The following is a 14,693-nucleotide window of genomic DNA, read 5'->3' on the forward strand; positions in this document are numbered from 1 at the left end:
ATTCTTTCATATCCGAATGTAGCCTGCTGTTCTGTGGGTTTTAAGGTAACATTTTCACTAAAATACTGCACACGGCCGCATTCCGCCGGCCCCGTTACCTTTGCCGCTCCTACCATCAACCACCCTTCCCGAATGGCTAACCCCAACGACCCCGCCCTGCACTCCTGGATTGATATTGCCCCCGGCAGCGACTTCCCAATTCAGAACCTGCCGTTTGGCGTGTTCGAGACGGAGGAGCGCGGGCCACGGCTAGGCGTGGCCATAGGCGAGTACGTGCTGGATCTGTACGCCGTGTCGCAGTTCGGCTTTTTTGAGGATGTGGAGCTGGGCGCGAAGATGCCCAAGGTGTTCCGCCGCCGCTCCCTCAACCAGTTTATTGCCCTGGGCCGGCCGACGTGGCGGGCCGTGCGCCAGCGCGTATCGGAGCTGCTGCGCCACGACAGCACCGCCCTGCGCTCGGATGAGGTAATGGCCGAGTGTCTGTTGCGCCAGAGCGAGGTGCGGATGCTGCGCCCGGTGAAATCACACAACTACACCGATTTTTACAGCAGCATCGAGCACGCCACCAATGTGGGCATCATGTTCCGCGACCCGGCTAACGCCCTGCTGCCCAACTGGCGCCACATCCCGATTGGCTACCACGGCCGGGCCAGCAGCATCGTGGTGAGCGGCACCGATATCCGCCGGCCCAACGGGCAGCGCAAGGCTCCTGATGCCGCCGCACCCACCTTCGGCCCCTCGCAGCAGCTGGATTTTGAGCTGGAAGTGGGCTTTATCGTGGGCAAGGGCACGCACCTGGGCGAGACGGTGCCGATTCAGTACGCCGAGGAGCACATCTTCGGGCTGGTGCTGTTCAACGACTGGAGCGCCCGCGACATTCAGAGCTGGGAATACGTGCCGCTGGGGCCGTTTCTGGGCAAGAGTTTCGGCAGCAGCGTGTCGCCGTGGGTGGTGACGCTGGATGCGCTGGAGCCCTTCCGGGTGGCCGGCCCTGTGCAGGAGCCTGAGCCCCTGCTGTATCTGCGCCAACTGGACAAGCACAACTTCGACGTGAACCTGGAGGTAGCCATCCAGCCCGAGGCAGGGCCGGAAACTACCGTTTCACGCTCCAACTTTGGCCTGATGTACTGGAGCATGGCCCAGCAGCTCACCCACCAGGCCTCTAACGGCTGCAACCTGCAGGTCGGCGACCTGTACGCCTCGGGTACTATCTCGGGCGCTACGCCCGACTCCTTAGGCTCCATGCTGGAGCTGGCCTGGCGCGGCACCCGCCCCCTGCCCCTGGCCGACGGCTCGGAGCGCAAATTTCTGCTCGACGGTGACACCGTGACCATGCGCGGCTACTGCGAAAAGGACGGGCTGAGGATTGGCTTTGGAGAGGTGAAAGGTAAAATTCTGCCGGCCCCCTCGCTTTAGCACAAAACCACTTTATAGTTCAGCTTACCTACCCGGCTTCCATCAAGAGGCCGGGTAGTTTGTTTTTGCCCTTTATCCTACCATTACGCCTCCATCCGTCCTACGTATTTATAGCAGAGCACCTCGTATAAATACCCATTTAAACTCCTGTATTGGCCTATTTACAACTTTACCGGCACAGGCAAGTACACTTTACTTCTCTTACCGACTACCCACTCAGCCAGAAGGCGCTTGCTTTTTAAGGCAAGCGTGAGGTCGGCGAAAACAAACACCCATCCGTTCCTAAACTACAATTCTATGCTCGCAATGGAATACAGGGGCCCCAAGAGGGTCCGCGCCGTGCAAAAGCCCATGCCCGAAATCAAGCACCCGCAGGATGCCATTGTGCGGGTGCTGCGTACCTGCATTTGCGGCTCCGATTTGCACCTCTACAACGGCAACGTGCCCGATACCCGCGTGGGCTCTACCTTCGGCCACGAGTTTGTGGGCGAGGTAGTAGAAGTTGGCTCCGAAGTTACCAAGCTCAAAACCGGCGACCGGGTAATTGTGCCCTTCAACATTGCCTGCGGCGAGTGCCACTTCTGCCGCCAGGGCATGTTTGGCAACTGCCACGAATCCAATACGGAGGCCTCGGCCGTGGGCGCTATTTTCGGTTACTCACACACGGCGGGCGGCTTTGATGGTGGGCAGGCCGAGTACACCCGCGTGCCCTATGCCAACGTGGGCCCGACCGTCATTCCGGAAGGCATGGACCTGGACGATGCCGTGCTGCTCACCGACGTGGTGCCCACCGGCTACCAAGCCGCTGAAATGGCCGGCATCCAGACCGGCGACACGGTGGTAGTATTCGGGGCCGGGCCGATTGGCATTATGGCCGCCCGCTGCGCCTGGCTGTTTGGGGCCGGCCGCGTCATCATCATCGACCAGGAAGATTACCGCCTGGAATTTGCCCGCAACTACTCCTACTGCGAGGCCTACAACTTCAAGGAAATGAACGACCCGGTGGTGTTCATCAAGAAGATTACCGACTGGATGGGGGCCGACTGCGTTATTGACGCCGTGGGCGCCGAAGCCGCCGGCAACGCCATGCAAACTATTACGGGCCGCAAGCTGCTGCTGCAGGCCGGCTCGGCCACAGCCCTGCACTGGGCCATCAACTCCGTGAAAAAAGGCGGCGTGGTGAGCATTGTGGGCGTGTATGGCCCCACCGACAACCTAGTACCCATCGGCAATGTGCTCAACAAGGGCCTCACCATTCGGGCCAACCAGGCCTCGGTGAAGCGCCTGCTGCCGCGCCTGATTGACCACGTGCAGAATGGCGTCCTGAACCCCAAAGGGCTGATTACGCACCGCATGCCGCTGGAAGAAGTGGCCGATGGCTACCGCATGTTCTCCGCCAAACTGGACAACAACATCAAAACCGTACTGCTCCCTCCCACCGCCAACCAGTAACGCCGCTCCATCATGGAAAATCAACGAATCGACCCCACGCAAATCAAAGGCTGGGGCATAGATGCCGACCCCAAAAACGACCCGACCTACCCCATGCGGGAGCGGATGAACGTGGGCGAGGACCCCGACAGCAAGCACCGCCCCGACTCGCTGCAGCCCGTGGATACGGAGGTGCTGCGTTCCATCGAGCGGCCTAACGTATCGGCCGTATTCGGCACGCCGGCCCCGCCGCGCGGCCTCAGCGGCCTGATTCGGCGGGCAGCTTTCCACTACAGCGAAAACCGCTACCGCCACTGGCTGCCGCTCATCGTGGCCGACCGGGTGAGTGTGGTAGAAGGCATCGTGGAAGACTTGGCCCACGGCAAAGTCCCGAATATTTGGGCTGAGAAAGGCTACAATGTGGAGTGGAAACACAACCGCACCGCCTTTATCACCAAAATGTCCATCATCGGGGCCGTCACGGCCGGTGTAGTTGTGTGGCTGGCTTCGGATGGCAAGAAGAATAAGAAGAACGTCAAGAAAGACTACCTGAGCCGCTTTTAAGACATTTATCTAAATTCTACCACACGCAGAAAGGGCCTCCGCTGAAAAGTGGAGGCCCTTTCTGTATGCTCGTAGATAACGGTAGACTTAAAGGCTAAGCAGGAATCAGAAAGAAATACTGCTGTCCTCTAAACCTGTCATGCTGAGCGCAGCCGAAGCATCTCTACCTCTGACTAACTCAATCGTACACACGAAGCGGTAGAGATGCTTCGGCTGCGCTCAGCATGACGGATTCGCCATCTATCGTACTACTCTTGGTTGCTGCTGCTTTAGCCTACTTCTTACCCTTGATGATTTCGTCCACCACGGCCGGATCGAGGAGCGTGGTGGTGTCACCGAGGGAGCTGGTTTCGCCTTCGGCTACTTTGCGCAGGATGCGGCGCATGATTTTGCCGGAGCGGGTTTTGGGCAGGCCCGATACCAGCTGAATCTTGTCGGGCTTGGCGATTTTGCCGATTTCGGCCACTACCGTTTCGATGATGCTGGCTTCTACCCGGGGCTTATCGGCCTCGTTCCGGAAGGCGCCTTCCCGGCAGATGATGTAGGCGTAGATGCCCTGGCCCTTCACGTCGTGCGGGTAGCCCACCACGGCGCTTTCCACCACGTTGGGGTTCTGGTTGATGGCGTTTTCGATTTCGGCCGTACCGAAGCGGTGGCCCGATACGTTTATTACATCATCGACGCGGCCGATGATACGGTAGAGGCCGTTTTCGTCGCGGCGGGCACCGTCGCCGGTGAAGTAGTAGCCGGGATAGGTGCTGAAGTAGGTTTGTACGGCCCGCTCATGGTCGCCGTAGGTGGTGCGGATGATGCCGGGCCAGCTTTGCTTGATGGCGAGGTAGCCTTCCTGGTCGTTACCCTCGATTTCCTGGCCTTCCTGGGTGAGCAACACGGGGTGTACGCCGGGTAGCGGCAACCCAGCCCGGGCCGGCACGCTGGGCGTGATGCCGGCCAGCGCCGAAATCATGATACCGCCGGTTTCCGTCTGCCACCAGGTATCCACAATGGGGCACCGCTCCTTGCCCACGTGGGTGTGGTACCAGTGCCAAGCCTCTTCGTTGATGGGCTCCCCTACTGAGCCCAGCACCCGCAGTGAGTCGAGCGAATAGCTGAGCACGTTGTCCAGCGGCGCCGCCATGAGGCTGCGTATGGCCGTGGGCGCGGTGTAGAAAATGCTGACCGAGTGCTTGTCAATCACCTCCCAGAAGCGGCCGGCATCAGGATACGTGGGCACGCCCTCGAACATGAGGGAGGTACTACCGGCCAGCAGCGGCCCGTAGAGCAGGTAGCTGTGGCCCGTAACCCAGCCCACGTCGGCGGTGCACCAGTAAATGTCATTTTCCTCCACCTGAAACACGTTGCGGAAGGTGTAATCGGCCCACACCATGTAGCCGGCGGTGCTGTGCACCACGCCTTTGGGCTTGCCGGTGCTGCCCGAGGTGTAGAGGATGAACAGGGGGTCTTCGGCGTCCATTTCCTCGGCGGGGCAGGTTTTGGCCACGCCCTCCACTTCCTCGTGGTACCACACGTCGCGGCCTTCCTCCATCTGCACGGGCCAGCCCAGGTGCTCCACCACAATCACGCGGCGCACCGAGGGGCAGGTTTCCAGGGCCTCATCCACCACGCGCTTCACCGGAATCTGCTTGGGGCCGCGGTTGAGGCCGTCGGCGGTGAGCACCACGCTGGCCTGGGCATCATTCACCCGGTCGGCAATGGCCGTGGCTGAGAAGCCGGCGAAAATTACCGAATGCACCGCCCCAATGCGGGCACAGGCCAGCACCGCCACGGCCAGCTGCGGAATCATGGGCATGTAGATGCACACCCGGTCGCCCTTCTCCACGCCGTTGTTGTGCAGCACGTTGGCAAACTGGCACACCTGCTGGTGCAACTCACGGTAGGTCAGGCGCAGGTGGCGCTGCTTGGGGTCGTTGGGCTCCCAGATGAGGGCCAGCTTGTTGCCGCGCGTGGCCAAGTGGCGGTCCAGGCAGTTCTCGGTGATGTTGAGGCGGGCCCCCTGGAACCACTCATTGCGGCCGGCGGGCATGTCGGAGCTGAGGACTTTGTCCCACTTGCGGCGCCAGGTGAAAGGCGCGGCCACGGAGGCCCAGAACTCTTCGGGGTGATTGATGCTGAGGTGGTAGGCTTCGTGGTAGCCTTCGATGCTACGGATGCGGGCGTGTTCGGGCATGGGTGGCACGGGGGTTATGATGGGGGCTTGAGTTGGCAAAAGATACGGGTTTGGAATGGCTGACGGCCTTTAGGCGGGCGTGTTCAGCAGGTTTTTTACCGTGGTCATGAGTTGGCGGGTGCTGAAAGGCTTGGGAACGTACAGGTCGGCGCCGGCCTCGTAGCCCTTCTGGATGTCGGCCTCCTTGCTCTTGGCCGACAGAAAAATGACGCGGGTACCGGCCCGGTCGGGGCGCTGGCGCAGGTGGCGGCATACCTGGTAGCCGTCCACGTCGGGCATCATCACGTCCAGCAGCACCACGTCGAAAGCCGTGGCGTCCACGGCGGCCAGGGCCTCGGTACCGTTGCGGGCAATGCTGACCTGGTAGCCGCTTTTGCGCATCAGAAACTCCAGGGACATGACGATGTTGGGTTCGTCATCGACAATGAGAATGTGGGGCGTCGTTGACATGGGAGAAGTCTGTTTTCGGGGAGAAGAGCGGTTTTTTACAACTAGCGGAGACGGTAGCAGCAGCACGGGACAGGCTGAACGTCATGCTGAGCGCAGCCGAAGCATCTCTACCGGGGGTAGATAAATAGTAGTGCAACGAAGCGGTAGAGATGCTTCGGCTGCGCTCAGCACGACGTTCAGCCTATTTTTCATCATTAACTAAATAAGGCAGCTCCACCGAAAACCGGGCGCCTTGCTCGGGCTGGCTTTCCACCCAGATGCGGCCGGCGTGCAGCTCCACAATTTTGCGGGTGATGGCCAGGCCCAGGCCCGAGCCCTCGGGCTTGCGGATGGTTTGGTTGCGGGCCTGAAAGAACTTGTCGAAGATGAGCTGGTGAAACTCAAGGGCTATGCCTTTGCCGTTGTCCTGCACCGTCAGGCGCAAGGCTTCCGCCAATACCTCTACCCCTACCGCAATCCGCCCCGAACCATCGGCCCGACACGATTTCACGGCGTTGCTAAGCAAGTTTACCAGCACCTGCATGAGCCGGTCCCGGTCGCCGGGGAGCTGGGGCAGGGCGGGCGGCACGGCCAGGTCCAGCTGAATCTGCTTGTCGCGCAGGAGCTGGCCCACGGCCTCCAGGGCGTCGGTTACCACGTCGGCCACGTCCACCGGGGCCAGGTCCAGGGTGGCCTTGCCCGACTCGTACTTTTCCAGGTCCAGCACCAGGGTAATCAGCCGGCTCAGCCTTTCCGATTCCTTGGTGATGGTGAGCAGGAAGCGTTGACGCTCCTCTTCCTCAATGTCGGGGTTGTCGGAGAGGATTTCGGCCAGGGCCCGGATACTGGTGAGGGGGGTGCGCAGCTCGTGGGTGACGGTGTAGAGAAATTCGTCCTTATGCTGGTCCAGCTCCTGCAATTGGTCATAGGCGGCCTGCAACTCCTGGGTGAGGCGCTGGAGTTGGCGCTGCTGCTTCTGGAGCTGGCGGTTGGCTTCCAGCAGCTGCTGACTTTCCCGCAAAATGCCCACCACGTTGTCGAAGCTGATATCCTCCACCCCTACTGAGGAGCGCAGCAGCAGCCGGGCCGAAGCGGGGCCAATGGAGCCGGCCAGCAGCTTTTCGGCGTAGGCCAGTAGGCGCGGGTCGGCCTGGGGCGGGGCCACGGCGTCGGTCACGTGGGCATCAGGAAAGCGCGTTTCAAATACCCGCAGGGCCTGGTTGGTGCGTTTTTTCCCCAGGAAGCCCACCAGCAGGGTCCGCACATCGGGCAGGGCGGCGGCGCTGTGCCAGCCGGTGGGCCCCTCGAAGCCGGTGCCGTGCCGGAACACATCCACGAACAGCTCGGCCTGGCGCTGCTCCAAGACCGAGGGCTGCCGCCGCAGCGACACGCCCACGTACAGTCCCAGGTTGAAAAACCAGCTCCAGAACAAGCCGTGCGAGAGGTAGTCGAGTCCTTCCAGCCCGAACAAGGCAAACGGCCGCAGCCAGCTTTGGCCGAACAACCCGTTGGTCAGCAGCGCATCGGGCAGCATGTCAGGCCCCACCATCGTGGGCAGCACCAGCGTGAAAAACCACACTAGAAAGCCAGCCGAAATACCGGCGGTGGCCCCTTCCCGGGTACCCCCTTTCCAGTAGAGCCCGCCCAGCACCACCGGCACAAACTGCGCCACCGCCGCAAACGACACCAGCCCGATGTTCACCAGCGGCAGCAGGTGACCCACGGCCACGTAGTAGCCGAATGCCAGCAGCAACACCAGCACCACCGCTATGCGGCGGCTGTTGAGGGCCACTTGGCCCAGGCGGGCAAACCAGCGGGCCGCCTGCCCCCGGGCCGCCGGAATGCGCACCAGCAGGGGCATGAGCAGGTGGTTGCTCATCATCACGCTCAGGGCAATGGTTTCCACGATAATCATGCTGCTGGCCGCCGACAGCCCGCCCAGGTAGATGAGCAAGGCCAGCCACGGATGGCCCGCCTGCAAGGGCAAGGCCAGCACAAACGTGTCGGCATCGAAGCGGCCGGTGGGGTCCAGCAGCCGGCCCCCGAAAGCCAGGGGCAGCACCAGCAGGTTGATGATGATGAGGTAGAGCGGAAACAGCCACATGGCCTTGCGCAGGTGGTCCTCGTTCACATTCTCCACCACCGACACCTGAAACTGCCGGGGCAGCAGCAGGATGGCCGCCATGCTCAGCAGCAGCAAGGTAAACCACTGCCCCGGCGTGGTGCCGGCCCCGTCCAGCGTGAACAGGCGGCGCAGCTCGGGCAGGGCGGCAGCCCGCTCAAACACATCGGCAAAGCCATCGAACAGGCCGTAGGTGACGAACAGCCCGGCCGCCAGAAACGCCACCAGCTTCACCAGACTTTCCAGGGCCACGGCCAGCACCATGCCCTCGTGCCGCTCGGTGGCCTCAATGGAGCGCACCCCGAACACGATGGTAAAAAACGCCAGCGCCACGGTGGTATAAAAGGCCGAGCCCGCCGCCGCCGAGGCATCCTGCACCGGCAGATTCAGGGTAGCCACGTCCCGAGTCAGAATGTCGAAGGAAGCGGCAATGGCCTTGATTTGCAAGGAAATGTAGGGCACCACGCCCAGCACGCACACCACCGTCACCAGGGCACCCAGCCCAGCGCTTTTGCCGTAGCGGGCCGAAATAAAATCGGCAATGGAGGTGAGGCGCTGCCCGCGGCAGATGCGGATGATTTTGCGCAGCACCAGCCAGGAGGCCGGGGCCATGAGCGTAGGCCCTAAGTAAATCCCGATGAACTCCAGCCCGAAATGCGCGGCCCTCCCCACTGAGCCGTAGTACGTCCAAGCGGTGCAGTACACGGCCATGCTCAGGGCGTACACGTAGGGGTTGCTCACCAGGCTGCGCCGCTCCGCCGACCGACGCTCCGCCGCATACGCCACCCCGAACAGCAGCACGAGGTAGCCGAAGGAAAAGCCGATAACAAGCAGCGTGGGCATGCGGGGAAAAGGTGAATTTGTGAAGCGCGAAGTTGTGAGGTGGTGGAGTCGTGTACTATGTGTTTTCCGTGCAGTTGGCCCAGACAGAACGTCAAGTCACAATTTCACCATTTCACAACTTCACTTTAACCAGCCAGCCGGTAAGCAGCACCAGCAGCCCCCAGATGCCGAGCACGTACAGGTAGAGCACGGGTATGCCGGCCACGCGCGCATCAAAGTTGAAAACTCCCAGGAAAGGAAAGTTGAGCAACACAGCAAACAGCACGGCCACAAACAACAGCCGCTGCCCGCGGCGCTGCTCGGTACGCTCAGGAGAGGAAGGTGCAGCCATATAGAAAGGTGAAAAGTAGTGCCAGTTTACGCAAGCGGCCTGATTTTCCCATCCAATGAAAGAGTGGGCGGAATAACTATTTCGCGCAGAAGTCCGCCGAACCAGCGGCGCGGCGGACTTCCGTCGGTAAGCAACTGGCTGTTAGTCCATAATGCGCACATTGCGCACGTCACGCATGTAGGCTACCCCAATGAAGAAGCAAATTAGGGCAATGATGCAGGGGTAGGCCAAACCAATGAGGCTGCTGTGGTCTTTGGCGAAGGTTCCTTCCGGCTGGGTGGTAGCCCACACCCCAATCCAAGTAGCCACCAGTGGCACGAAGCCCCCGAATACGCCGTTGCCAATGTGGTAGGGCACCGAGAGGCTGGTGTAGCGCACTTTGGTAGGGAACAGCTCCACCAGGTAAGCCGCAATAGGCCCGTACACCATCGTCACGAACAGCACCAGAATGAAGGTCAAGGCAATCATGGCAGGAATATTGGGCGTGAGAGCCTTCATCACGGCCGGTACGGCTTTACCGGCGGCATCCACGGTAGCGGGGGTAATTTCGGTGAGCGGGCCAGCAAAGGCTTTGATGCCGTAGAACAGCGGAATGGTAAACAGGGCCCCGCAAATCATGCCCGTCATGATGATGCGCTTGCGGCCGATGCGGTCCGAGAGGGCCCCGAAGTACACGAACAGCGGGGTAGCCAGCAGCATGGCCACTACCAGAATGGTGCTGGAATCCACGAGGTCCATTTTCAGGGTGTTATTCATGAAGGAATAGGCCTGGAACTGGCTGGTGTAGAAGATAACGCCCTGGCCCATCGTCACCCCGAACAGGGCAATGAGTACCAAGCGGCGGTTTACGGGATTCACGAAGGAGTCGCGCAGGGGGTTGGTACTGGTGGTACCGGTGGCTTTGGCCTTGGCAAACAGCGGCGACTCGTGCAGCTTCCGACGGATGTAGTACGAGGCAATTACCAGCAAGCCCGACAGCAGGAACGGCACGCGCCAGCCCCACTCTTTGAAGGCATCCTCGCCCAGAATTTTGCGGGTAATTACAATCACCGAAATGCTCAGGATGAGGCCGCCAGTGGCCGTAATCTGGATGAAGCTGGTGAAGTAGCCCCGCTTTTTATCGGGGGCGTGCTCGGCCACGTAGGTAGCGGCCCCGCCGTACTCGCCGCCCAGGGCCAGGCCCTGCAGCAGGCGCAGCACCACCACAATCAGGGGCGCGGCAATGCCAATGGTATCGTAGCTGGGCACCAGGCCCGTTACGAAGGTGGCCCCACCCATAATCAGCAGCGTTACCAGGAAGGTGTACTTGCGGCCAATCATGTCGCCGATGCGGCCGAAAAAGAGCGCCCCGAACGGCCGTACCACAAAGCCCGCCCCAAACACAGCCAGCGCCCCGAGCAAGGAATCTTCCAGCTTGCCCGTGGAGCCGAACAGCACCGGCCCGATGATGGCGGCCAGAGAGCCAAAAATGTAGAAGTCGTACCACTCAATGACGGTGCCAACGGAGGAGGCGGTAATTACCTGCCAGATTTTGCTGGAGGAAACCGCGTTGTTGTCGTGGGTAACGGCCTCATCGGCGGGGGCCGAGCCGCCCAGGGGCGTGGCACCGGCGTAGGCGTCGCGCTGCGGTAGGTTCTGGTGCATAAGAGGGTGAGAAGTAAAGTGGGAAGATGTCAGAAGAAGCGTGCAAACCACGTACGGCGCCGGAATCAGCCGCTTTTCAGCCGCCGATTCCTACGTTGCCACCGCCTGGATTAAGGGGTTTAGTTACAGGGCTACCTGCGTCTGGAGCGTGATTTCCGGCTTGTAGTTCACGTTGTTCACGTCCGTAAAATCGGGACGGGCGCGGTAGTTGAGCGTGAACTTGGCGTTGTGCCCGTCGATGTAGAAGTTGGCTCCCGCATCGAAGATGTTCACGTTTTTCTGCTCGCCGCCGCTGGTGCGCAGGCCCTCGTAGCCGGCCAGCAGGTGGGAGGCGTAGGGCTGCACCCGCAGCTTGGGGCCCAGCAGGCTTTTGGGCAGCAGGTAACCGGCCTGCACATAGCCCACGTTGCCGGTGCCGGAGTGCGGCACAGCGTTGCCGCGGCGGGCATCGGTACCCCAGCCGGGGTTGGCCGCCCCAATAAAGCGCACGTGGTTGGGGCCCATGTCGTAGTTGTAGTACACGGCGTAGGCGGTGAAGGCCGTGCCGGTTTCCTTGTTGATGGGCGTATCAAAAAACACGTCGGCCGAGAACAGGGCAATATCGTGCTTGTTGGTGCCAATGGTGTTCAGAGAGCCGGTACCGGCGGCAGTGGCGGCATCAATGGCAGCCGCATTCAGCACGCTGCCCGTGGAGCGGGAGTACATGCCGTCCTTATTGTAGAAGAAGCCGGCCCCGATGTTGAACACCCGTTTCGAGCCCAGGTAGGTACCCACGTTGAAGGGCAGCAGGTTGGCTTCCTGATCCAGGAATTCATAGCTGAAATAACCCTGGTAGATATGGTTGGTACCCTGGGGGTTGTACTGGGCCACGTTGCTGCCCGTATTTACCCGCGCCGTGCCGGTGCCGGTGGTAGTGCCCAGGCCCAGCGGCGTGCTGAATGCGCCGGTCTGGTTGGTCAGGAACGACTCATTCACCGACAGTACGTAGTCCAGCTTGCCCACGCGCCCCTTGCCGTACACCCCAATGCCCCGCACAAACTGGTCGATGGCCTCAATAACGGGCCAGTTGGTGAGCGGCGCGTCCAGGGTGAGGTAGTTGATGGTGCTGGAGCGCGTCATGCGCGAAAGGCCGTTCTGGTAATGCATACCGCCCCCCAGGTTCAGGTACTTGTTCACCTTGTATTCCACCACCGCCTCGTGCACGAACAGTTGGGGCTTCTTGCCATCCACGGTGGGGGCCGTACCCCCACTCACGGCCGTCTGGTTGTTGATGCCAATATGGGTGTACACCAAAAACCGCGGATTCAGCTGCGACAATACAATCAGGCGGGAGCGACGCAGGGAGAAATCAATCTGGTCGGACTGGGGTTTGCCGGGCGCGCGCAACGTGCCCGTATTGTTTTCCGTGTAGCGCGTCCAGATCTGGTGCCAAGTAATGAAGCGGATGTACTTGGAGCCGTCGGCCGAGATGTTCACCTTCATGCCCGGCCCGTAGGGGGCCGACTCGGTGGGCGGCGGAGCGGGGGCCGCTACCACCGGAACCGGCGCCGCCGGCGGTGGAGCCGGGGCCTCGGCAGGTGGCGGCGGGGTAACCTGGGCGGAGGCTCCGGCTGCCGCCAGTAGCGCGCTTAGCGTGAGGGCGTAACGGGCTTTTTGCATGAGTTGGGTGGATGTTGGGAGTGGGACAGGTTAGCGGCACCCACCCGCCGCCACCAGGGCGCCGAAGGGGTAACCCAAGTAGAGCAATCCTGCCCAAGAAGCCACACCGGGGCTATAGTAATGCTAACCACCTATAGCACTAAGCCTGTTTAAACCGCTCCCACTTGATCATCATATACTTATCCCCTAGTTCGGTTACCATCAGGCCAGCTTCCTTCAGATTTTCGGGATGCTGAAAAAATTCTGCCAGCTCCTTTTGATTGAGGATCTTGTAGGTGGGGTGATAGTCCGTCTGGCGCGGGGCCTTCACCCCGTACTTCTTCACCCAGTTCATCACCGATACGTGACTCACGCCCAGCAGCCGCTCAATTTCCCGGTAGCTCACACCCTCCACGTACAGCTGCAAGGCCTTAATTACATAGTAGGGACTGGTTTCCTTGCCCGTTTTGGCTACCGAGTAGTGGTAGCCACAGTTCTTGCACTTGAACCGCTGCCGCCCGCCTACTACCCCACTTTTGGTAGCTTCCATCGATTCGCACTTGGGACAACGCAACTGAGACATACCAGGGTGAGTAAGGACTTACAGACAATCTATAGCTAATTAGTAAAGATATAGTATTTTAGCAACAAAACAGGTTTCATTACTTACTACTTTCCGTGCAACAACTCAAATATCGTCGTGGCACTTGCTACCGGCCTAATCAGAAAGTACGCGGCGGTAAGCGGCATCTGCGCAGGCTCCAAGCAGAAAGTACTTGTGCTGCTCTGCTTTCCATAGATGCTCTGCTGGCACGACAGTATTACTACGCCAAGCTGGGCCTGCATCCGTGGCACGGGCACCGCCAGCCACCAAAGCTGGTGCGGCAGTTGGCTGCTCAGCATCTGCTCACTACCTTCTTCGCTTGGCAACCGGCCCTGGCTGCCCTATCCGAACCCGTTTACTCCGCCGTGTGGCTGGTGGGTCCGGAGTTTGCGCATAGCTCCCAGGTAGTAGCAGGAATCGGCGAACGAACAGCTTACTACCGGACTATTTTCGGGGAGGCAGACCCCGATGGCCCACCCCTGCCGGCAGAATATCGGGAGCTGCCCAACGCCAATAAGCTGACGTGGCAGACGCACCCCTGGCACATCCTAGTTGACTCGGTCGATTACCCCGAAGGCTGGCCAGCGTGGGCTCTCGAAAAACCGAACTATCCATGCCAACCAGAAGACAACGATGAGTACCTGCTGGTGCAAACCGGCTGGGTGTGGGTGGGCACACTTCCGGCGGCACTGCCTGCCTAATCCCGCCCCGCAAAATCCAGGTCGTAGAGCACATTTAGGCGGAAACCGTGGTTAATCTCGAATACCGGCCGCCCCGAAACCGGCTCCGGCTCGGCGTGCTGGCTGACTTGGTAGAGGTAGTTCAACTCCACCTTGGCCTTGTCCGTGAACTGGTAGCCCAGCCCCCCAGATAGGCGGTTTTGGTTGAATACGTTGTCACCTACATTGCGCCCGAAGCCGATAAACAGCTCGTCAAAGGCGTTCAGGTACCACTCCCGGTCGTCTACCGAGGGGCCCTGCAATGGCCACTGCCCCGAAAGCTGATAGCGGATACGGTTTTGGAACTCCCATTGCTCTACTTCGCCCTGCCCCTGCTCGGCGCGGGTACCCAGCCAGCGTTGCTCCAGCCGCAGCCGCTGCGTAAGCGCCAGCCGCCCCAGCGCATCACGCAGCGAAACATCCTGGTATAATCGATTTTCCGGCTCCGGGCGACCCGGCACCGTGGGGTACTCGCCGTAGCGGTGCGTTTGAAAATACGTGTACCCGCCCGAGACAGTCACCCGCTCCGACAGCTGGCGCACCAAGCCCAGGCGGGCCAGCTGCTGCTGCGGAGCGCGCGCCCAGTTGATGCGCCGCCATTGATATTCGGTGTGCAGGGCCCACTTTTTGGTTAGCTGATGGTCGCCGGAGTACACAAACCACGCCAGCGTATTGTGGTCGAGGAGGCGAGGCGACTGGCCGAAACCGACTACGGGCAACAGGCCGCAGCCCAGCAAACACAGATATTTTTTCATGCAAGAGCG

12 protein-coding genes are annotated in these 14,693 nt (G+C 60.8%); 4 read left to right on the forward strand and 8 right to left on the reverse strand.

Annotated features, from left to right (window positions below; genetic code table 11):
- Positions 1-132: 132 nt before the first annotated feature.
- The 3 genes from fahA (at position 133) to ROI90_RS07745 (ending at position 3,411) form a co-directional block, all read left to right on the forward strand.
- Positions 133-1,416: a fumarylacetoacetase gene (gene fahA / locus ROI90_RS07735; RefSeq protein ID WP_315997756.1), complete on the forward strand. Its 1,284-nt coding sequence runs from the start codon at positions 133-135 to the stop codon at positions 1,414-1,416.
- A 297-nt stretch (positions 1,417-1,713) separates the two neighbouring features.
- On the forward strand, positions 1,714-2,868 hold the full coding sequence (locus tag ROI90_RS07740; protein WP_315997757.1) for a zinc-dependent alcohol dehydrogenase: 1,155 nt from the start codon (positions 1,714-1,716) through the stop codon (positions 2,866-2,868).
- 12 nt (positions 2,869-2,880) lie between these two features.
- Entirely contained in the window at positions 2,881-3,411 is a 531-nt protein-coding gene (locus ROI90_RS07745; protein WP_315997758.1) for a hypothetical protein, read from the forward strand.
- A 274-nt stretch (positions 3,412-3,685) separates the two neighbouring features.
- Here the strand turns inward: ROI90_RS07745 and acs are convergent, their stop codons facing one another.
- The 7 genes from acs to ROI90_RS07780 all read right to left on the reverse strand — a co-directional run bounded on the left by acs (position 3,686) and on the right by ROI90_RS07780 (position 13,189).
- Positions 3,686-5,599 carry an acetate--CoA ligase gene (acs, locus tag ROI90_RS07750; protein WP_315997759.1) on the reverse strand — a complete coding sequence of 638 codons (1,914 nt, stop codon included), beginning with the start codon at positions 5,597-5,599 and terminating at the stop codon, positions 3,686-3,688.
- 69 nt (positions 5,600-5,668) lie between these two features.
- Positions 5,669-6,049 (reverse strand): response regulator transcription factor, encoded by a 381-nt coding sequence (locus ROI90_RS07755; RefSeq protein ID WP_315997760.1) that lies wholly within the window; start codon positions 6,047-6,049, stop codon positions 5,669-5,671.
- Positions 6,050-6,230: 181 nt separating this feature from the next.
- Complete coding sequence (locus tag ROI90_RS07760) at positions 6,231-8,993, reverse strand: sensor histidine kinase (protein WP_315997761.1); 2,763 nt, start codon at positions 8,991-8,993, stop codon at positions 6,231-6,233.
- Positions 8,994-9,105: 112 nt separating this feature from the next.
- Positions 9,106-9,324 carry a hypothetical protein gene (locus tag ROI90_RS07765; protein ID WP_315997762.1) on the reverse strand — a complete coding sequence of 73 codons (219 nt, stop codon included), beginning with the start codon at positions 9,322-9,324 and terminating at the stop codon, positions 9,106-9,108.
- A gap of 141 nt (positions 9,325-9,465) precedes the next feature.
- Positions 9,466-10,968: an MFS transporter gene (locus ROI90_RS07770; protein WP_315997763.1), complete on the reverse strand. Its 1,503-nt coding sequence runs from the start codon at positions 10,966-10,968 to the stop codon at positions 9,466-9,468.
- Between the two features lie 123 nt (positions 10,969-11,091).
- Positions 11,092-12,627, reverse strand: a complete 1,536-nt coding sequence (locus ROI90_RS07775; protein ID WP_315997764.1) for a hypothetical protein — start codon at positions 12,625-12,627, stop codon at positions 11,092-11,094.
- Between the two features lie 139 nt (positions 12,628-12,766).
- Positions 12,767-13,189, reverse strand: a complete 423-nt coding sequence (locus ROI90_RS07780) for an IS1/IS1595 family N-terminal zinc-binding domain-containing protein (RefSeq protein WP_315997765.1) — start codon at positions 13,187-13,189, stop codon at positions 12,767-12,769.
- Between the two features lie 95 nt (positions 13,190-13,284).
- On the opposite strand from ROI90_RS07780, the gene ROI90_RS07785 reads away from it, so the two are divergent.
- The gene (locus tag ROI90_RS07785; protein ID WP_315997766.1) at positions 13,285-13,911 is read left to right on the forward strand and encodes a hypothetical protein; all 627 of its coding nucleotides are present in this window, start codon (positions 13,285-13,287) and stop codon (positions 13,909-13,911) included.
- On the opposite strand, the gene ROI90_RS07790 is transcribed toward ROI90_RS07785, so the two are convergent.
- Positions 13,908-14,684 (reverse strand): DUF2490 domain-containing protein, encoded by a 777-nt coding sequence (locus tag ROI90_RS07790; RefSeq protein ID WP_315997767.1) that lies wholly within the window; start codon positions 14,682-14,684, stop codon positions 13,908-13,910. The two genes, ROI90_RS07785 and ROI90_RS07790, sit on opposite strands and share 4 nt — an antisense overlap.
- Positions 14,685-14,693 lie beyond the last annotated feature (9 nt).

This window comes from Hymenobacter endophyticus (genome assembly GCF_032464715.1).
Classification (GTDB): Bacteria; Bacteroidota; Bacteroidia; order Cytophagales; family Hymenobacteraceae; genus Hymenobacter; species Hymenobacter endophyticus.